At 48.9% G+C, this 16,522-nt stretch carries 31 protein-coding genes and 1 pseudogene; all 32 read right to left on the minus strand.

What is annotated here, in order from left to right:
- Nucleotides 1–98 precede the first annotated feature (98 nt).
- The gene (gene truA / locus AC9UEP_RS02200; protein WP_509543617.1) at nucleotides 99–938 is read right to left on the minus strand and encodes a tRNA pseudouridine(38-40) synthase TruA; all 840 of its coding nucleotides are present in this window, start codon (nucleotides 936–938) and stop codon (nucleotides 99–101) included.
- A 23-nt stretch (nucleotides 939–961) separates the two neighbouring features.
- Nucleotides 962–1,315, minus strand: a pseudogene (gene rplQ / locus AC9UEP_RS02205) (50S ribosomal protein L17); the annotation flags it as partial.
- An 11-nt stretch (nucleotides 1,316–1,326) separates the two neighbouring features.
- Complete coding sequence (locus tag AC9UEP_RS02210; RefSeq protein ID WP_509543619.1) at nucleotides 1,327–2,337, minus strand: DNA-directed RNA polymerase subunit alpha; 1,011 nt, start codon at nucleotides 2,335–2,337, stop codon at nucleotides 1,327–1,329.
- Nucleotides 2,338–2,398: 61 nt separating this feature from the next.
- The gene (rpsD, locus tag AC9UEP_RS02215; protein WP_509543621.1) at nucleotides 2,399–3,025 is read right to left on the minus strand and encodes a 30S ribosomal protein S4; all 627 of its coding nucleotides are present in this window, start codon (nucleotides 3,023–3,025) and stop codon (nucleotides 2,399–2,401) included.
- Between the two features lie 16 nt (nucleotides 3,026–3,041).
- Nucleotides 3,042–3,461 carry a 30S ribosomal protein S11 gene (gene rpsK, locus AC9UEP_RS02220; protein WP_509543623.1) on the minus strand — a complete coding sequence of 140 codons (420 nt, stop codon included), beginning with the start codon at nucleotides 3,459–3,461 and terminating at the stop codon, nucleotides 3,042–3,044.
- The gene (gene rpsM, locus AC9UEP_RS02225) at nucleotides 3,461–3,838 is read right to left on the minus strand and encodes a 30S ribosomal protein S13 (protein WP_095675516.1); all 378 of its coding nucleotides are present in this window, start codon (nucleotides 3,836–3,838) and stop codon (nucleotides 3,461–3,463) included. Before rpsM ends, rpsK begins: the two co-directional genes overlap by 1 nt.
- A 135-nt stretch (nucleotides 3,839–3,973) precedes the next feature.
- Complete coding sequence (gene rpmJ, locus AC9UEP_RS02230; RefSeq protein ID WP_017955275.1) at nucleotides 3,974–4,087, minus strand: 50S ribosomal protein L36; 114 nt, start codon at nucleotides 4,085–4,087, stop codon at nucleotides 3,974–3,976.
- A gap of 32 nt (nucleotides 4,088–4,119) precedes the next feature.
- A complete protein-coding gene (infA, locus tag AC9UEP_RS02235; RefSeq protein ID WP_017955276.1) occupies nucleotides 4,120–4,341 on the minus strand; it encodes a translation initiation factor IF-1 in 222 nt (73 codons plus the stop codon).
- 161 nt (nucleotides 4,342–4,502) lie between these two features.
- A complete protein-coding gene (map, locus tag AC9UEP_RS02240) occupies nucleotides 4,503–5,315 on the minus strand; it encodes a type I methionyl aminopeptidase (protein WP_509543625.1) in 813 nt (270 codons plus the stop codon).
- A 9-nt stretch (nucleotides 5,316–5,324) separates the two neighbouring features.
- Complete coding sequence (locus AC9UEP_RS02245; protein WP_509543627.1) at nucleotides 5,325–5,960, minus strand: adenylate kinase; 636 nt, start codon at nucleotides 5,958–5,960, stop codon at nucleotides 5,325–5,327.
- Entirely contained in the window at nucleotides 5,960–7,255 is a 1,296-nt protein-coding gene (gene secY, locus AC9UEP_RS02250; protein ID WP_509543628.1) for a preprotein translocase subunit SecY, read from the minus strand. Before secY ends, AC9UEP_RS02245 begins: the two co-directional genes overlap by 1 nt.
- A gap of 37 nt (nucleotides 7,256–7,292) precedes the next feature.
- Nucleotides 7,293–7,733, minus strand: coding sequence for a 50S ribosomal protein L15 (rplO, locus tag AC9UEP_RS02255; RefSeq protein WP_509543630.1), 441 nt, complete (start codon nucleotides 7,731–7,733; stop codon nucleotides 7,293–7,295).
- A gap of 2 nt (nucleotides 7,734–7,735) precedes the next feature.
- Nucleotides 7,736–7,918, minus strand: coding sequence for a 50S ribosomal protein L30 (rpmD, locus tag AC9UEP_RS02260; RefSeq protein WP_445834421.1), 183 nt, complete (start codon nucleotides 7,916–7,918; stop codon nucleotides 7,736–7,738).
- On the minus strand, nucleotides 7,918–8,553 hold the full coding sequence (gene rpsE, locus AC9UEP_RS02265) for a 30S ribosomal protein S5 (protein ID WP_509543632.1): 636 nt from the start codon (nucleotides 8,551–8,553) through the stop codon (nucleotides 7,918–7,920). The genes rpmD and rpsE overlap by 1 nt, the downstream gene beginning before the upstream one ends.
- Entirely contained in the window at nucleotides 8,553–8,930 is a 378-nt protein-coding gene (gene rplR / locus AC9UEP_RS02270) for a 50S ribosomal protein L18 (protein WP_095675208.1), read from the minus strand. Before rplR ends, rpsE begins: the two co-directional genes overlap by 1 nt.
- The gene (gene rplF / locus AC9UEP_RS02275; RefSeq protein ID WP_095675209.1) at nucleotides 8,930–9,469 is read right to left on the minus strand and encodes a 50S ribosomal protein L6; all 540 of its coding nucleotides are present in this window, start codon (nucleotides 9,467–9,469) and stop codon (nucleotides 8,930–8,932) included. The genes rplR and rplF overlap by 1 nt, the downstream gene beginning before the upstream one ends.
- Nucleotides 9,470–9,476: 7 nt before the next feature.
- Complete coding sequence (gene rpsH / locus AC9UEP_RS02280) at nucleotides 9,477–9,881, minus strand: 30S ribosomal protein S8 (protein ID WP_095675210.1); 405 nt, start codon at nucleotides 9,879–9,881, stop codon at nucleotides 9,477–9,479.
- 67 nt (nucleotides 9,882–9,948) lie between these two features.
- Nucleotides 9,949–10,134: a type Z 30S ribosomal protein S14 gene (locus AC9UEP_RS02285; RefSeq protein ID WP_018207218.1), complete on the minus strand. Its 186-nt coding sequence runs from the start codon at nucleotides 10,132–10,134 to the stop codon at nucleotides 9,949–9,951.
- 2 nt (nucleotides 10,135–10,136) lie between these two features.
- Entirely contained in the window at nucleotides 10,137–10,694 is a 558-nt protein-coding gene (rplE, locus tag AC9UEP_RS02290) for a 50S ribosomal protein L5 (RefSeq protein WP_509543634.1), read from the minus strand.
- A complete protein-coding gene (gene rplX / locus AC9UEP_RS02295) occupies nucleotides 10,694–11,005 on the minus strand; it encodes a 50S ribosomal protein L24 (protein WP_509543636.1) in 312 nt (103 codons plus the stop codon). Before rplX ends, rplE begins: the two co-directional genes overlap by 1 nt.
- Before the next feature lie 2 nt (nucleotides 11,006–11,007).
- Complete coding sequence (gene rplN / locus AC9UEP_RS02300; protein ID WP_095675213.1) at nucleotides 11,008–11,376, minus strand: 50S ribosomal protein L14; 369 nt, start codon at nucleotides 11,374–11,376, stop codon at nucleotides 11,008–11,010.
- A gap of 17 nt (nucleotides 11,377–11,393) precedes the next feature.
- Nucleotides 11,394–11,666 carry a 30S ribosomal protein S17 gene (gene rpsQ, locus AC9UEP_RS02305; protein WP_509543638.1) on the minus strand — a complete coding sequence of 91 codons (273 nt, stop codon included), beginning with the start codon at nucleotides 11,664–11,666 and terminating at the stop codon, nucleotides 11,394–11,396.
- Nucleotides 11,666–11,878, minus strand: a complete 213-nt coding sequence (gene rpmC, locus AC9UEP_RS02310; protein ID WP_095684995.1) for a 50S ribosomal protein L29 — start codon at nucleotides 11,876–11,878, stop codon at nucleotides 11,666–11,668. Before rpmC ends, rpsQ begins: the two co-directional genes overlap by 1 nt.
- Nucleotides 11,879–11,880: 2 nt before the next feature.
- The gene (gene rplP / locus AC9UEP_RS02315; protein WP_017955292.1) at nucleotides 11,881–12,294 is read right to left on the minus strand and encodes a 50S ribosomal protein L16; all 414 of its coding nucleotides are present in this window, start codon (nucleotides 12,292–12,294) and stop codon (nucleotides 11,881–11,883) included.
- On the minus strand, nucleotides 12,294–13,094 hold the full coding sequence (gene rpsC, locus AC9UEP_RS02320) for a 30S ribosomal protein S3 (protein WP_509543640.1): 801 nt from the start codon (nucleotides 13,092–13,094) through the stop codon (nucleotides 12,294–12,296). The genes rplP and rpsC overlap by 1 nt, the downstream gene beginning before the upstream one ends.
- Nucleotides 13,094–13,585 carry a 50S ribosomal protein L22 gene (rplV, locus tag AC9UEP_RS02325; protein WP_509543642.1) on the minus strand — a complete coding sequence of 164 codons (492 nt, stop codon included), beginning with the start codon at nucleotides 13,583–13,585 and terminating at the stop codon, nucleotides 13,094–13,096. Before rplV ends, rpsC begins: the two co-directional genes overlap by 1 nt.
- A complete protein-coding gene (gene rpsS / locus AC9UEP_RS02330) occupies nucleotides 13,578–13,859 on the minus strand; it encodes a 30S ribosomal protein S19 (protein WP_509543643.1) in 282 nt (93 codons plus the stop codon). The genes rplV and rpsS overlap by 8 nt, the downstream gene beginning before the upstream one ends.
- 9 nt (nucleotides 13,860–13,868) lie before the next feature.
- Nucleotides 13,869–14,702 carry a 50S ribosomal protein L2 gene (gene rplB, locus AC9UEP_RS02335; protein ID WP_095684996.1) on the minus strand — a complete coding sequence of 278 codons (834 nt, stop codon included), beginning with the start codon at nucleotides 14,700–14,702 and terminating at the stop codon, nucleotides 13,869–13,871.
- Between the two features lie 31 nt (nucleotides 14,703–14,733).
- On the minus strand, nucleotides 14,734–15,027 hold the full coding sequence (rplW, locus tag AC9UEP_RS02340; RefSeq protein WP_509543645.1) for a 50S ribosomal protein L23: 294 nt from the start codon (nucleotides 15,025–15,027) through the stop codon (nucleotides 14,734–14,736).
- The gene (gene rplD / locus AC9UEP_RS02345; RefSeq protein WP_509543647.1) at nucleotides 15,027–15,710 is read right to left on the minus strand and encodes a 50S ribosomal protein L4; all 684 of its coding nucleotides are present in this window, start codon (nucleotides 15,708–15,710) and stop codon (nucleotides 15,027–15,029) included. The genes rplW and rplD overlap by 1 nt, the downstream gene beginning before the upstream one ends.
- Before the next feature lie 2 nt (nucleotides 15,711–15,712).
- A complete protein-coding gene (rplC, locus tag AC9UEP_RS02350; RefSeq protein ID WP_509543649.1) occupies nucleotides 15,713–16,411 on the minus strand; it encodes a 50S ribosomal protein L3 in 699 nt (232 codons plus the stop codon).
- 17 nt (nucleotides 16,412–16,428) lie between these two features.
- Nucleotides 16,429–16,522: 30S ribosomal protein S10 (locus AC9UEP_RS02355; RefSeq protein WP_509543653.1), on the minus strand; the 94-nt coding region annotated here is incomplete at its 5' end.

Consider the following 16,522-nt stretch of genomic DNA (forward strand, 5'->3'; position numbering starts at 1 on the left):
TCTTGGGGAGTACTTTCGGCACCTAATCTGGCGCAGGGGATGAAGTTTACCTGCCCTGGAGTGCCAGGCCAAATCGGCCTCTGAGCGTGAAAAACGCTTTATCCACGCTTGGCGACAGTGATTTTAGCCCGCTCTAGCAGCTGATCATTATTGGGGTAATCAACTTGATACAGAGTCAGGCCACGGGCGGGGAATACCAAGGAATCCGAGACTCGCTCTTTATTGGCCAGTAATTGCGCAATCCAGGCAGGGCTTTGCCGCCCGTCAGCAACACAGACAACTGCGCCCACAAGATTGCGCACCATGGAGTAACAGAAGGCATCGGCAACAACATCGGCAACCAGCAAGCCCTCATCACTTCGGTGCCATTCATATTTTTCTAGAGTTCTGATAGTTGTTCCGCCTACCTTGAATTTACAGAACGCAGCAAAGTCGTGATGGCCCAATAGCAGCGCACTGGCTTCATTCATGCGATCAGCATCAAGTGGGCGATACCAGGATGCGACATCGTGGCGAGAAAGAGGTGCGATGACATCGTTGTTATCAAGAATCTTGTAGCTGTAATACCTGCGCAAGGCAGAAAAACGGGCATGAAAGCCCTGGGGGGCATCGCTGACATTCATGATGCGCACATCTTCATCAAGAATTCTATTGAGTTTATAACGCAGATCTAGGTAGGTGAGGTCTCGGTCAAACATTGCATCAGGCACATCAACATGAATTACTTGCCCTGTTGCATGGACTCCGGCATCGGTGCGCCCAGCAACTATTGAATCGATATTTGTCTGTGAGATTCGGGAAATAGCTTCTTCAATAAGATCTTGCAGTGTTCGGTGGCCTGGTTGTGTTGCCCAGCCAAAGAAGTGGGTGCCATCGTAGGCAATATTAAGCCGTAAACGACGAAACCCACTCTCAGGAAAGAGAGTGGGCGCCGCCATGGTAAAGGTAAGTGTTTTTACTTATCTGTTACGAGTTCGATCACTGCCATAGGAGCGTTATCGCCCTTACGTGGACCAATCTTTGTAATGCGTGTGTATCCGCCTTCGCGGTTAGCAAAAGTTGGAGCGATTACTGTAAAGAGTGTATGAACAACGCTCTTGTTAGCAATACGCGCCATTACTTCACGGCGAGCAGAGAGGTCACCCTTCTTACCGAAGGTAATCAACTTTTCAGCTAGTGGACGAAGACGCTTCGCCTTTGCTTCTGTAGTTGTGATCTTTCCGTGCTCGAACAACTGCTCGGCAAGAGTACGAAGAATCAAGCGCTCGTGTGATGGGCCGGAACCCAAACGTGGGCCTTTAGTTGGCTTTGGCATTGTCTTCTCCTTTATGCCTGATCTGCGTCAGCGAAGTCTTCATCTGATGCGTTGTAGTTCTGGTGTTGGGAAGGATCAAATCCTGCTGGGCTGTCCTTAAGAGACATTCCCATTGATACCAGCTTTGCCTTGATCTCATCGATTGACTTTGATCCGAAGTTACGGATATCAAGTAGGTCAGCCTCTGAACGATTAACAAGTTCACCAACTGTGTGAATGCCTTCGCGCTTCAAGCAGTTATATGAACGTACTGTGAGATCAAGATCTTCGATTGGAAGAGCAAGGTCTGCAGCAAGGGCGGCATCCATAACTGATGGCCCCATCTCGATACCTTCTGCATCAAGATTAAGTTCGCGAGCAAGTCCAAAGAGCTCAACAAGTGTCTTTCCAGCAGATGCAACAGCATCGCGTGGCTTCATTGATGGCTTTGTCTCAACATCAACAACAAGACGATCGAAGTCTGTGCGCTGTTCAACGCGAGTTGCTTCAACCTTGTAAGTCACCTTAAGAACTGGTGAATAGATTGAGTCAACAGGAATGCGACCAATCTCTGCTCCAGCTTGCTTATTCTGAACTGCAGTCACATATCCGCGACCGCGCTCAACTGTAAGTTCGATTTCAAGGTTTGCCTTGCCGTTTAGTGTTGCAATGTGAAGCTCAGGGTTGTGAACTTCTACGCCACTTGGAACAGCGATATCAGCACCTGTAACAGCGCCAGCACCTGACTTACGGATGTAAATCACTGAAGGCTCATCGTTATCACTTGAAAGAACAAGGTTCTTGATGTTCAAGACGATATCTGTGAGATCTTCCTTCACGCCTTCAAGAGTTGTGAACTCATGGAGAGCTCCAGCAACACGAATGCTTGTTACTGCAGCACCTGGAATAGATGAAAGCAGGGTACGGCGCATTGAGTTACCGAGTGTGTAGCCGAAACCTGGCTCAAGTGGTTCGATGATGAAGCGTGAGCGGTTCTCGGAAATTACTTCTTCGCTAAGCGTTGGGCGTTGTGCAATTAGCACTGGTGCTCCTCTTTCTTCTCGTGGAAATCCTCTATTTGATTTCCTCTAGGGGGTTGAAAAATTACTTGCTGTAGAGCTCAACAATGAGCTGTTCTTGAACCTGGGTATCGATCACTGATCGAGCAGGTACACCGTGGATGATGATGCGCATCTGTGCTGCAACAACTTCCATCCACGCTGGAACAGACTTCTCACCGAACTCTGCGCTTGCGACGATAAATGGTGTGAGGTCATGTGACTTTGAAAGAACATCGATGATGTCCATTGGAGATACACGATATGAAGGAATGTTTACCTTCTTACCATTGACAACGAAGTGACCGTGGCGCACCAACTGGCGCGCCATGTCACGAGACTTTGCAAATCCTGCGCGGAATACAACGTTATCGAGACGAGTCTCAAGCAGAATAAGCAGGTTTTCACCAGTCTTACCTTGCTTGCGGTTCGCTTCTTCGTAGTAACCACGGAACTGCTTTTCGAGAACACCATAAATACGTGCGCACTTTTGCTTTTCGCGCATCTGCAATAGGTATTCAGATTCCTTTGAACGGCCGCGGCCGTGCTGTCCTGGTGGATAAGGACGAGATTCGATCGGACACTTTGGTCCATCGCACTTTGCGCCCTTAAGGAAGAGCTTTACTTTTTCGCGACGGCAACGCTTGCAGTCTGCTCCGGTATAACGAGCCATTTATTCTCTTCCTTCCTTAAACTCGACGTGGTTTCGGTGGACGGCAGCCATTGTGTGGAGCTGGAGTTACATCAGAGATGGCTCCAACTTCTAGGCCTGCTGCTTGCAATGAACGGATTGCAGTTTCGCGTCCGGAACCAGGTCCCTTTACGAAAACATCTACTTTCTTTAGGCCGTGCTCCTGTGCGCGACGAGCTGCTGCTTCTGCTGCAAGCTGTGCTGCGAATGGAGTCGACTTACGTGAGCCTTTGAAACCTACTTGGCCAGATGATGACCAAGAGATAACTGCCCCCGTTGGATCTGTGATTGAGATGATTGTGTTGTTGAAGGTTGACTTGATGAAAGCCTTACCTACTGCAACGTTCTTCTTCTCTTTCTTACGAAGCTTTACTTTGCCCTTTGCTGGGGCAGTTATTTTTGCTTTAGGAGTGGCCATTACTTAGTCACCTTCTTCTTGCCGGCAATTGCCTTACGTGGACCCTTACGAGTACGAGCGTTTGTGTGAGTGCGCTGACCACGTACAGGAAGTCCCTTGCGGTGACGAATACCTTGGTAGCTTTGAATTTCAACTTTACGACGGATATCACCAGCAACTTCGCGGCGAAGATCTCCTTCGATTTTGTAGTTGGCTTCGATGTATTCACGAAGCTGAGCAAGTTCTGACTCTTGCAAATCCTTTACGCGAGTATCTGGTGAAATACCAGTTGCCGCGAGAGTTTCGTGGGAACGGGTTAGACCCATTCCAAAAATGTATGTGAGTGCAATCTCAACACGCTTTTCACGTGGAAGATCGACACCGACTAGACGTGCCATATATTCAACCATTTCTATATCCGGAGGTCCTTCGCAATGCTCCTCGACATATTTATCGAGCCCTGGCCTACCGGTCCGGGGGTCTTAACTATTTCTAGTTAAGTCGCATCACGCGTACTTATCTTTGTCTCGGAATTACCCTTGACGCTGCTTGTGACGAAGATTTTCGCAGATCACCATTACGCGACCCTTGCGACGAATGACTTTGCACTTGTCGCAAATCTTCTTCACGCTTGGATTAACCTTCACGTGTTTTCCTTTTGTTAGTGGGGGCGAAAGATTTACTTGTAACGGTAAATAATTCGACCCTTTGTAAGGTCATATGGACTTAGTTCTACAATCACACGATCTGCCGGCAAAATACGAATGTAGTTCTTTCGCATCTTTCCACTGATATGTGCCAAGACTTTATGTCCATTTGTAAGTTCAACACGGAACATTGCATTAGGTAACGCCTCAGCAACAGTGCCTTCGATTTCGATCGCACCATCTTTACTTGCCAAGGATCAATACCTTCTTCTCTTTTTCCATGTGAACGAACAGGGTCGAACCACGCTCAAAACCGAGTGGAATTGAATATGGCGCGAAAGGTCATTCTATGGCAGAGCCCCTTATAAAGGGAAATCGCCCAAAAAGAGCTGATTGACCGTACCCGACACGCCGCCTAGGCGAGGAGCCCGGAGGTCTCTATGCCAAAGCGAGCCAGTTCTGCTTTGCCACCATCGAGTGCGGTCAGCACAAAAGGCTTTCCATCAGGGCAGATCACATATGAGTTTTCGAAGTGGGCACCACGAGATTGATCAGTTGAAACAACGGTCCATTTATCGCTCAAGACTTTGGTCTTAGGCGATCCTCGAGTAATCATCGGTTCGATGGCAAGTGCCATTCCAGGAATGATTTCTGGGCCATTTCCGCCCTTTCCAAAGTTAAGCACATGTGGCTCCTGGTGCATCTCAGTGCCGATTCCATGGCCACCGTATTCTTGCAAGATTCCATACTTACCTTGCGAATCTATGTATTGCTCGATTGCGTAACCAATATCGGAAAGTCGAGCGCCATTTTTACCCGCTGCAATACCAACCCACATTGATTCTTCGCATGTGTCCATCAGCTTCTGATCTGCTGGATCAAGGTTTCCGATGCCGATAGAAAATGCGGCATCTCCATGCCAACCATCGATAATTGCTCCGCAATCAATAGAGACAATATCTCCGTCGTTAATCACACGCGTGCCAGGAATGCCGTGGACAATCTCATCATTGATGGAGACGCAGATAGTTGCTGGAAAGCCATGGTAGCCAAGGAAGTTTGAGGTGCCTCCCCCGCGTTTGATATTTGCTGCCGCTATTGCGTCCAGGGCAGCTGTTGTCATGCCAGCTTTGATATTTTCCCGCAGAAGTTGCAACGTTTGACCGACCAAGAGACCGGCGCGACGCATCACCTTGAGTTGCTCAAGGTCTTTGATTTGAATTGCCATAGTTACTTCTTAGCCGGGAACGCGACTTAACGCTGTAATCGCGCGCTCTGTAATATCTGCTACATCGCCATCGGCGCCAATAGTAATAAGCAAGCCTTCGTTGCGATAGAAAGTGACGATTGGCGCGGTCTGCTCTTCATAGACAGCAAGGCGCTTTGCAATCACTTCTTCTTTGTCATCTTCACGTTGGTAGAGCTCGCCACCACATGCCGCACACTTCTCAAGGTTGGCTGCAGCCGGTGCCCCACACTCTTTACAGGTGCGACGTGAGGATAGGCGTTTGATAATGATTTCATTTTCAATTGCTAGTTCTAGGACAGCTTGAAGTGGTGTGCCCTTTTCAGTTAAAAAAGCACGCAATACTTCAGCTTGCACGGTGTTACGTGGAAAGCCATCAAGTAGGAATCCGTTAGCAACATCGTCATGAGTAAGGCGATCTTTGACCATCTCATTGGTCACTGAATCAGGAACAAGTTGTCCAGAATCCATAAATCCTTTTGCCTTAAGACCGAGTGGTGTGCTGGCTTTGAGATTGGCACGGAAGATATCGCCGGTGGAGATATGCGGGATTGAGTAGTGCGCCGCCAGGAACTGAGCTTGAGTTCCTTTACCGGCACCTGGTGGACCTACCAGGACTAAACGCATTACTTCAAGAAACCTTCATATGAACGCTGCTGCAACTGGCTCTCGATCTGCTTTGCCGTATCAAGACCAACGCCGACCACAATCAGAATTGCAGTTCCACCGAATGGGAAGTTCTGGGTAGCACCGAAGAGAACTAGTGCGAAGACTGGAATGAGTGCAACAAGTGCCAGATAGAGCGCACCAGGTGCGGTAACACGAGAGAGAACATACTGAAGGTATTCCGCAGTTGGTCGTCCGGCACGGATTCCTGGAATGAATCCACCGTACTTCTTCATATTATCTGCAACCTCTTCTGGGTTAAATGTGATTGCAACGTAAAAGTAGGTGAAAAAAATTATGAGAGTTGCATAGGTGACCATGTAAATTGGGTGATCACCGGTAACTAAGTTACGTGAGATCCAGACTGCCCATCCTGCTTGGCTATTAGTGAAATTAATGATCAACGATGGAATATAAAGAAGTGAAGATGCGAAGATAACCGGAATAACTCCAGCTTGGTTTACCTTAATTGGAATATAAGTTGATGTTCCGCCGTATGCCTGACGTCCCACCATACGCTTGGCGTATTGCACCGGAATTCGACGCTGCGCCTGTTCAACGAATACAACAGCGGCAACCACGACGACTCCCACTGCGCAGACGAATAGAAATGCGAAGAGGCCTTTCTGAAGCTTGATTGACCAGAGCTGACCTGGGAAAGTTGATGCGATTGATGTGAAGATAAGAATAGACATACCGTTACCAACACCGCGATCAGTGATGAGCTCTCCGAGCCACATGATTACTGATGTTCCTGCTGTCATCACAACAATCATGGTCAAGATACGTTGCCATGAAGTGTCAGGAATGATTGGCACATTACAACCGGAGATCAAGCGACCTGGTGTACGAGCAACCGCAACAAGACCTGTTGACTGCAAGATTGCCAGACCGATGGTGAGATAGCGGGTGTACTGAGTCAGCTTTGCAGTACCTGATTGTCCTTCCTTCTTCAGTGTTTCAAAGCGAGGAATAACAACGGTAAGCAGTTGAATAATGATGGAGCTGGTGATGTAAGGCATGATGCCGAGTGCGAAAACAGAGAGCTGTAAGAGTGCTCCACCTGAGAAAAGATTGATAAGCCCGAATAGGCCGCCAGTCTGTGCTTGGGCAAGACATCCCTTGACCGCTGAGTATGAAACACCTGGTGTTGGAACAACGGAACCAAAGCGGAATAGGGCCATGATTGAGAGAGTGAAGAAGATTTTCTTGCGAAGTTCAGGCGTCTTAAATGCCATTCCAAATGCTGAAAGCATCAATCTTCTCCCTCTAGCTCAATAGCGTTTGTTTGTGTTACAGAGTTGCTGTCGATCCACCAGCAGCTGAGATCTTCTCAATCGCTGATGCAGAAAATGCATGTGCCGTAATTGATACCTTAACCGCAATTTCGCCATTTCCAAGAACCTTTACAGGTAGTGAATCGCGAACTGCACCCTTTTCAATGAGATCTGCAACTGTTACATCACCACCCTTTGGAAAGAGTGCATTGATTGTTGAGACGTTCACTGCTTGGTACTCAATACGCGCCGGGTTCTTAAAGCCGCGAAGCTTAGGAAGACGCATGACCAGCGGTAGCTGACCACCTTCGAAACCAGGACGAACCGTGTTACGAGCATGTGTTCCCTTACCGCCACGACCAGCAGTCTTACCCTTTGATGCTTCTCCGCGACCCTTACGAGTCTTATCTTTCTTAGCACCTGGAGCTGGACGAAGATGATGAAGTTTTAGTGTCATCTTTATTCGACCTCCTCTACCTTGATTAAGTGACGGGCAGCAACTGCCATGCCACGAATTTCTGGACGATCTTCTTTTACGACAACGTCATTGATGCGCTTGAGTCCGAGTGAACGAACAGTGTTGCGAATCTCTGGCTTATTGCCGACTGTTGATTTGATCTGTGTGATCTTTAAACGTGGCATTAGACACCAACTGTCATCTGTGAAGCGCGGATAATTGCTGCAGGAGCAACATCTTCCAACGGACGACCGCGGCGTGCTGCAATTTGTGCAGGTGACTCAAGCATCTTCAGTGCTGCAACAGTGGCGTGAACCATGTTGATTGCATTTGAAGAACCGAGAGACTTTGTCAGTACATCGTGAACACCAGCGCACTCAAGTACGGCGCGAACAGGGCCACCGGCAATAACTCCGGTACCTGGACTAGCTGGGCGAAGTAGAACTACACCCGCTGCTGTTTCACCCTGTACTGGGTGAGGAATTGTTCCTTGAACGCGCGGCACTACGAAGAATGACTTCTTAGCTTCTTCAACTGCCTTAGCGATAGCTTGTGGAACTTCCTTAGATTTTCCGTAGCCAACGCCAACGGTTCCGTTCTGATCTCCCACAACAACGAGTGCTGTGAATGAGAAACGACGTCCGCCCTTTACAACCTTTGACACGCGGTTAATGAAAACCACGCGCTCGGTGTATGGAGACTTCTCCTTCTCGCGATCATCACGACGTTCGCGGCGTTCGCCACGACCCTTGCCAGAATTACCCTGGCTAGAAGGTGCGCCTGTTGTGGACGCTGCATCGTTAGTTGGATTAACAGCCATTAGAACTCCAATCCATTCTCTCGTGCAGAATCTGCAACTGCAGCAATACGACCGTGGTACTTATTACCTGCGCGGTCAAAGACAACTGTCGAAATTCCGGCTTTCTTAGCGCGTTCAGCAATGAGTGCTCCTACTTGCTTCGACTTATCTGTCTTATCGCCAGATGACTTGCGAAGTTCGAGCTCCATTGTTGATGCGTAAGCAATTGTTTTTGCTTGGGTGTCATCAATAACCTGTACGAAGAGGTGACGTGATGAACGTGAAACGACTAGGCGTGGACGTGATGGTGTGCCTGAAATCTTCTTACGAAGACGGAAAGCACGACGAGCACGCGCGTTCTGCGCTGAGCCCTTGCGGACCTTAACTCCGATTGCCATTACTTCTTACCTGCCTTTCCAGCCTTGCGACGAACTGCTTCGCCTTCAAGACGCAAGCCCTTACCCTTATATGGATCGGCCTTGCGAAGCTTTTTAATCTTCGCTGCTGTCTCTCCCACAAGCTGCTTATCAATTCCATTGATAATTAACTTAGTTGGTGATTCAACTTTGTAGGAGATTCCTTCTGGGGCTGGGAAAAGAATTGAGTGGCTGTAACCGAGCTGGAATTCAAGATCCTTGCCCTTTTCAGCAACACGGTAACCAACACCGACGATGTTGATTGTGAGTGAGTAACCAGTTGTTACACCTTCGACCATATTCGCTACGAGTGAGCGAGATAGGCCGTGAAGTGAACGTGTTACACGCTCTTCATTTGGACGAGCAACGGTGATAACACCATCTGCTTGCGAAACTTGGATAGGTGCTGGAACTGCAATTGCGAGTGAACCCTTAGGTCCCTTCACTGCAACGCTCTGACCTGTGATTGAAACTTCTACCCCGCTTGGAACGGTGATAGGCATACGACCAATACGTGACATGGGAGATTTACCATACGTAGGCGAGAACTTCTCCGCCTACACCCTTCTTATTGGCTTGCTTGTCTGTAAGTAGCCCAGATGAAGTTGAAATGATTGCAACTCCTAGACCACCAAGAACTTTTGGAAGCGCAGTTGACTTTGCGTATACGCGAAGTCCTGGCTTGCTCACACGGCGAAGACCAGCGATTGAACGTTCACGGTTTGTGCCGAATTTAAGGTCAAGAGTGAGGTTCTTACCTACTCCAGTTGCCATTGCTTCAACGCGGTATTCTGCAATGAAACCCTCTTGCTTGAGGATCTCTGCAATACGTACCTTGACCGATGATGACGGCATTGAAACCGTGTCATGGTAGGCAGAGTTCGCATTGCGCAGACGAGACAACATGTCTGCGATCGGATCTGTCATTGTCATACGTGGCCTGTGGCCTTTCTCGAATTAGTACCCAAGCGATCTGCTTGGACTTTTTTCGTTTGTACTATTACCAAGACGCCTTGGTGATACCTGGAAGCTCGCCGCGGTGCGCCATTTCACGGAAACAGACGCGACAGATTCCAAACTTTTGGTAGACAGCATGCGGACGACCGCAACGCTGGCAACGTGTGTAACCGCGAACTTTGAACTTAGGCTTGCGAGCAGCTTTAACCTTGAGTGATGTTTTAGCCATTCTTATGCCTCCTTGAAAGGAAAGCCGAGCAACTTCAAGAGTGCGCGACCTTCTTCATCGTTCTTTGCTGTGGTTACAACAGTGATATCCATACCGCGGGGGCGATCTACCTTGTCTTGTTCGATTTCTGGGAATACAACCTGCTCGGTAAGACCGAAGGTGTAGTTGCCCTTTCCATCGAACTGCTTTGGAGAAAGACCTCGGAAGTCACGGATACGCGGAAGAGAGATTGAGAGAAGTCGGTCTGCAAATTCCCACATGCGATCTCCACGAAGAGTGACGTGTGCACCAATTGGCATGTTCTCGCGAAGCTTGAACTGGGCAATTGATTTACGTGACTTAGTAACCTGTGGCTTTTGGCCAGTGATGATTGCTAAATCGCGGATTGCACCTTCGATGAGCTTGGCATCGCGCGCAGCTTCGCCAACACCCATGTTGACGACAATCTTTGTCAACGTAGGAATCTGCATTGGATTCGTATATCCAAATTCGCCCTTAAGGGTGGCTTGGATTTCGCTCTTATAGCGAGCCTTGAGACGAACATCTGTAACTGTGCTCATTAGATGTCCTTTCCTGTGCGACGTGAGATGCGAACATTTGTGCCTTCTTCATCGACTCGAACGCCAAGACGTGTTGCCTTGCCATCTCCATCTACGACCATGACATTTGAAATATGGATTGATGCTTCTTGTGTGATGATTCCGCCCACTTTGACGCCACGCTCCGTTGTTGATTCCTTTGTGTGGCGCTGAATGCGATTAACGCCTTCAACAGTGACACGAGATCCATCTACATGAAGCACCTTGCCGGTTACGCCCTTGTTCTTGCCAGCGATAACCAAAACTTCGTCATTCTTCTTAATCTTCGCCATGGTTAGAGCACCTCCGGAGCGAGTGAAATGATCTTCATGAACTTCTTGTCGCGAAGTTCGCGAGCAACTGGTCCGAAGATACGAGTTCCGCGTGGTTCGCCATCCGCTTTGAGGATAACTGCAGCGTTCTCGTCAAACTTGATGTAAGAACCGTCTGGACGACGACGTTCTTTTACGGTGCGAACGATGACAGCCTTAACGACTTCACCCTTCTTTACCTGTCCGCCAGGGATTGCATCCTTGACTGAACATACGATGATGTCTCCGATACCGGCGTAACGGCGCTTGGTTCCGCCGAGCACACGAATACAGAGAAGCTCTTTAGCTCCTGTGTTATCCGCGACGCGTAGGCGCGATTCTTGTTGAATCATTTATTCCACCCGTTCCCTTACTTAGCCTTCTCGATGATTTGAACTAAACGCCAGCGCTTTGAGGCTGATATTGGTCGTGTTTCCATGATCAATACGCGATCGCCTGTGCCTGCTGAGTTTGTCTCATCATGTGCTTTGAGCTTGTGTGTGCGGCTCATAACCTTTGAGTACATACCGTGTGAAACACGGTTTGATACTGCAACGGTGATGGTCTTATCCATCTTGTCTGAGACAACGATGCCTTCACGAGTCTTGCGGGATCCGCGATCTTCGGTTGGATTTGTAGCCATTACGCAGCGCCTCCAATTCCTAGTTCACGTTCACGAATAATTGTGTAGATACGAGCAATCTCTTTACGAACCGCACCGAGACGACCATGTGATTCAAGCTGACCTGTTGCTGCTTGGAAGCGAAGGTTAAAGAGTTCTTCTTTACCTTCACGAAGCTTTCCAGTTAAATCATCAGCTGACAGTTGACGAAGTTCTTCAATTGTATTCGCCATGGTTATGCCTCCTCACGCTTTACAACGCGGCACTTCATTGGGAGCTTGTGAATCGCAAGGCGCATAGCTTCATTAGCTACTGCCTCCGTTACGCCTGAAATTTCAAACATAATGCGACCTGGCTTCACGTTTGCGATCCACCATTCTGGAGAACCCTTACCGGAACCCATACGAGTTTCAGCAGGCTTCTTTGTTAGTGGGCGATCTGGATAGATATTGATCCAAACCTTTCCACCACGCTTGATGTAACGAGTCATCGCGATACGCGCTGCCTCAATCTGACGGTTAGTGACATAAGCAGGAGCAAGTGCCTGGATACCGAAGTCTCCAAATGCAACCTGTGTTCCACCCTTAGCCGCACCTGAACGTGATGGGTGGTGCTGCTTACGGTGCTTAACCTTGCGAGGAATTAACATTATTGCGCTCCCCCTTCTGAAGTCTCTGTTGCTGGCGCTGCAGGAGTTGAATCTGCAATGGCAACGTGTGAAGTTGTAACTTCAGCACGTGGGGCACGTGGTGTACGTGGTCCGCGACGTTCTGGCTTTGGTGCGCGTGCTTCTGCAAGTGCCTTTTCAGCGCGCTCTGCACGTGAACCAATAACTTCACCCTTATAGATCCAGACCTTTACACCCAAACGACCGAATGTTGTTGCAGCTTCATAGAAGCCGTAATCAATATCAGCGCGAAGGGTGTGTAGTGGAACGCGACCTTCACGGTAGAACTCAGAACGTGACATTTCTGCGCCACCGAGACGACCACCGCACTGAACACGAATGCCCTGAGCTCCTGCCTTCATCGCTGATTGCATTGACTTCTTCATTGCGCGACGGAAAGAAACACGCGCAGCAAGCTGCTCGGCAATTCCTTGTGCAACGAGCTGCGCATCAATTTCAGGGTTCTTTACTTCAAGAATATTGAGCTGAACTTGCTTACCGGTGAGCTTTTCAAGCTTCAGACGAAGAACGTCTGCTTCTTGTCCGCGACGACCGATAACAATTCCTGGACGAGCAGTGTGAAGGTCGATACGTACACGATCACGTGTGCGCTCGATTTCGATACGTGAAACGCCTGCGCGCTCCATTCCCTTTTGCATAAGTCGGCGGATTTCGACGTCTTCTTTGACGTAATCCTTGTACAACTTATCTGCATACCAACGTGACTTAAATTCAGTTGTGATGCCGAGACGGAAGCCGTGTGGGTTTACTTTTTGACCCATTAGTTGGACGCTCCCTTCGCTGCTGGTGTTGGAACTGCTGCTACTGGAGCAGCAAGTGGTGACTTCTCAGAACGCTTTGGATTTCGTGTCTGCGCCTTTGTTGAAGTGCGAGATAGTGACTTTGAAGTCACCTTTGAATCGCTGACAGTCACAGAGATGTGGCTTGAGCGCTTCAAGATACGGAAACCTCGTCCTTGTGCACGTGGGCGAAAACGCTTCATTGTGCGTCCCTCGTCAACAAGTGCTTCGACAACCCAGAGCTCTGAAGCATCGCGGATTGCTGGATTCTGCTGCTTAGCATTAGCAATTGCTGAGTTAAGAAGTGTGTACACGTCTATTCCAACTGCTTGCGGAGCAAACTTAAGAACGTTAAGTGCTTCATCTGCACGCATTCCACGGACCAAGTCGACAACGCGACGAGCCTTCTGTGGTGTGTGGCGGATGTCGCGCAGTACTGCGCGAGCGATGAGTGCGTCTTGTGTATTAGGCACGAGTAGCTCTCCGATCATCTTTAACGTGTCCGCGGAATGTACGTGTTGGTGCGAACTCACCAAGCTTGTGACCGATCATTGCGTCGGTAATAAATACAGGGACATGCTTGCGGCCGTCGTGTACCGCAATGGTGTGTCCGATCATTGAAGGCGAGATCATCGAACGTCGTGACCATGTCTTAATGACATTCTTGGTATTGGTTTCATTTTGGGCATCCACCTTTTTGGTGAGATGTCCATCAATGAATGGACCCTTCTTGAGACTACGTGGCATGAGGGCTCCTTAGCGCTTCTTGTTCGACTTACGACGACGGACGATCATTGAATCTGAAGCCTTCTTCTTACGAGTACGTGCTTCAGGCTTACCCCAAGGTGAAACTGGGTGGCGACCACCAGAAGTTTTACCTTCACCACCACCGTGTGGGTGGTCAACTGGGTTCATAACTACACCACGAACAGATGGACGAACGCCTAACCAGCGCTTACGTCCAGCCTTTCCGTAGTTAATGTTTCCTTGTTCTGCGTTTCCAACTTCACCAACAGTTGCGCGGCAACGAACATCTACGTTACGGATTTCTCCAGATGGCATACGAAGTTGTGCATATGCTCCTTCTTTAGCAACGAGCTGAACTGATGCGCCAGCTGAACGAGCAATCTTTGCTCCGCCTCCTGGGCGAAGTTCAATGGCGTGAACAGTTGTTCCTACTGGGATGTTGCGAAGTGGCAAGTTGTTACCAGGCTTGATATCGGCCTTAGGACCGTTCTCAACTGTTGCACCTTGCTCAAGCTTATTTGGAGCGATGATGTAACGCTTTTCTCCATCTGCATAGTGAAGAAGTGCGATACGCGCTGTGCGGTTTGGATCGTATTCAATGTGTGCAACCTTTGCTGGAACACCATCTTTATCGTTACGTGTGAAATCGATAAGACGGTATGCACGCTTGTGACCGCCACCTTGGTGACGAACAGTGATGCGACCTTGATTATTACGTCCACCCTTTGAGTGAATTGGGCGAACGAGTGACTTCTCAGGTGTGGAGCGAGTGATTTCTGCGAAATCTGGAACAGTTGCTCCACGCTGACCTGGGGTCGTTGGCTTTAGTTTGCGAAGTGCCATGAGGTTTCCTCTCTTTAAGATCCTGTTTCAATTACGAAACAGGGCCTCCGAAGATGTCGATACGGTCGCCAGCGGCCACATGAACGATTGCTCGCTTTGTGTCTTTGCGCTTTCCATCACCAAAACGTGTGCGCTTATTCTTTCCCTGGCGGTTCATAGTGTTAACATTGACCACCTTCACACCAAATACCTTTTCAACAGCGATCTTGATCTCTGTCTTATTAGCATCTGTTGCAACCAGGAATGTGTACTTGTTCTCATCGAGCAACCCGTAGCTCTTTTCAGAGACAACTGGTGCTAGCAAAACTTCACGGTAATCCTTCATTATGCAGATACCTCACTTTCGCGTGCTACTGACTTCACAGATTTTCCTGAAGCCTTAGCTGAACCCTTGAACTTGAGGAAGTCGTTGATCGCTGCTTCAGAGAAAACAACGTCATCGCTTTTCAAGATGTCATAAGCGTTGAGCTGATCTGGCACAAGAAGGTGTAGGTCATCAGCGTTGCGAAGTGAACGCCATGCAGCGTCTTCCTTACGTGAAACAACAACCAAGAGGTTCTTGCGAGTTGAGAATTGACGCACTGCAGCAAGTGCTGCCTTCGTTGAAGGAGCAGCTGTTACTGAATCCAGCACGTGAATTCGCTCATTACGCTGACGGTCAGAGAGAACACCGCGTAGTGCTGCTGCGATCATCTTCTTAGGTGTGCGTTGGAAATATGAACGTGGACGAACTGCGTGTGCAGCACCGCCACCACGCTGAAGCGGAGCACGAATCGAACCCTGACGAGCACGACCTGTTCCCTTCTGCTTGAAAGGCTTCTTACCTGAACCAGAAGTTTCCCCACGGTTCTTTGCCTTCTGTGTACCTTGGCGTGCAGCTGCAAGTTGAGCTGTTACGACTTGGTGAATAAGTGGAATATTTGTCTGCGCATCGAAGATATCTGCTGGCAAATCAACTGAGCCAACCTTCTTACCTTCTGCATTCTTTACTTCAACGGTAAGTGCCATAGTTACATCCCTGCCTTTACAGTCTCAACAAGTGCTTTTTTAGCAGCTGAACGGATAAAGACGAGACCACCATCGGTTCCAGGAACAGAGCCCTTGATAAGAAGCAGGTTACGTTCTAGATCTACAGCTTGAACTGTGAGGTTCTGTGTTGTGACCTTCTCGTTACCCATACGACCCATCATGCGCATTCCCTTGAAAACGCGACCTGGTGTTGAACATGCACCGATTGAACCTGGCATACGGTGCTTACGATCTACACCGTGAGATGAGCTAAGCCCACCGAAACCGTGGCGCTTCATAACACCAGCAGTGCCTTTACCAGTTGATGTTCCAGTTGCATCGACGATATCGCCGGCAGCAAATGTTGATGCGCCAATCTCTTGTCCTACTGTGTAATCAGCAGCTGAGAGTGTGCGGAGTTCGGCAACGGAGCGACGAGGAGTGACGCCTGCCTTTGCATAATGTCCCGCAAGTGGCTTAGAAACTTTCTTTGGATCAATTGCGCCGTATCCGAGTTGAACAGCTGAATAGCCATCCTTCTCAGGTGTGCGAATCGATGTAACAACGCATGACTCAACTGAAACAACTGTCACAGGAATCATCTTGTTTTCGGCATCGAATACTTGGGTCATGCCAAGCTTCTTACCAAGAACGCCCTTGATGGACGAACCGTAAGACTGAGTTACAACTTCACGTGTCATTAGTTTTCGTCCTTTCCTTAGAGCTTAATCTCGATGTCGACGCCTGCTGGCAAGTCGAGACGCATCAATGAATCAACAGTCTTAGGTGTTGGGTCGATGATGTCGATGAGG

Source organism: Candidatus Planktophila sp., from assembly GCF_040402315.1.
Classification (GTDB): domain Bacteria; phylum Actinomycetota; class Actinomycetes; order Nanopelagicales; family Nanopelagicaceae; genus Planktophila.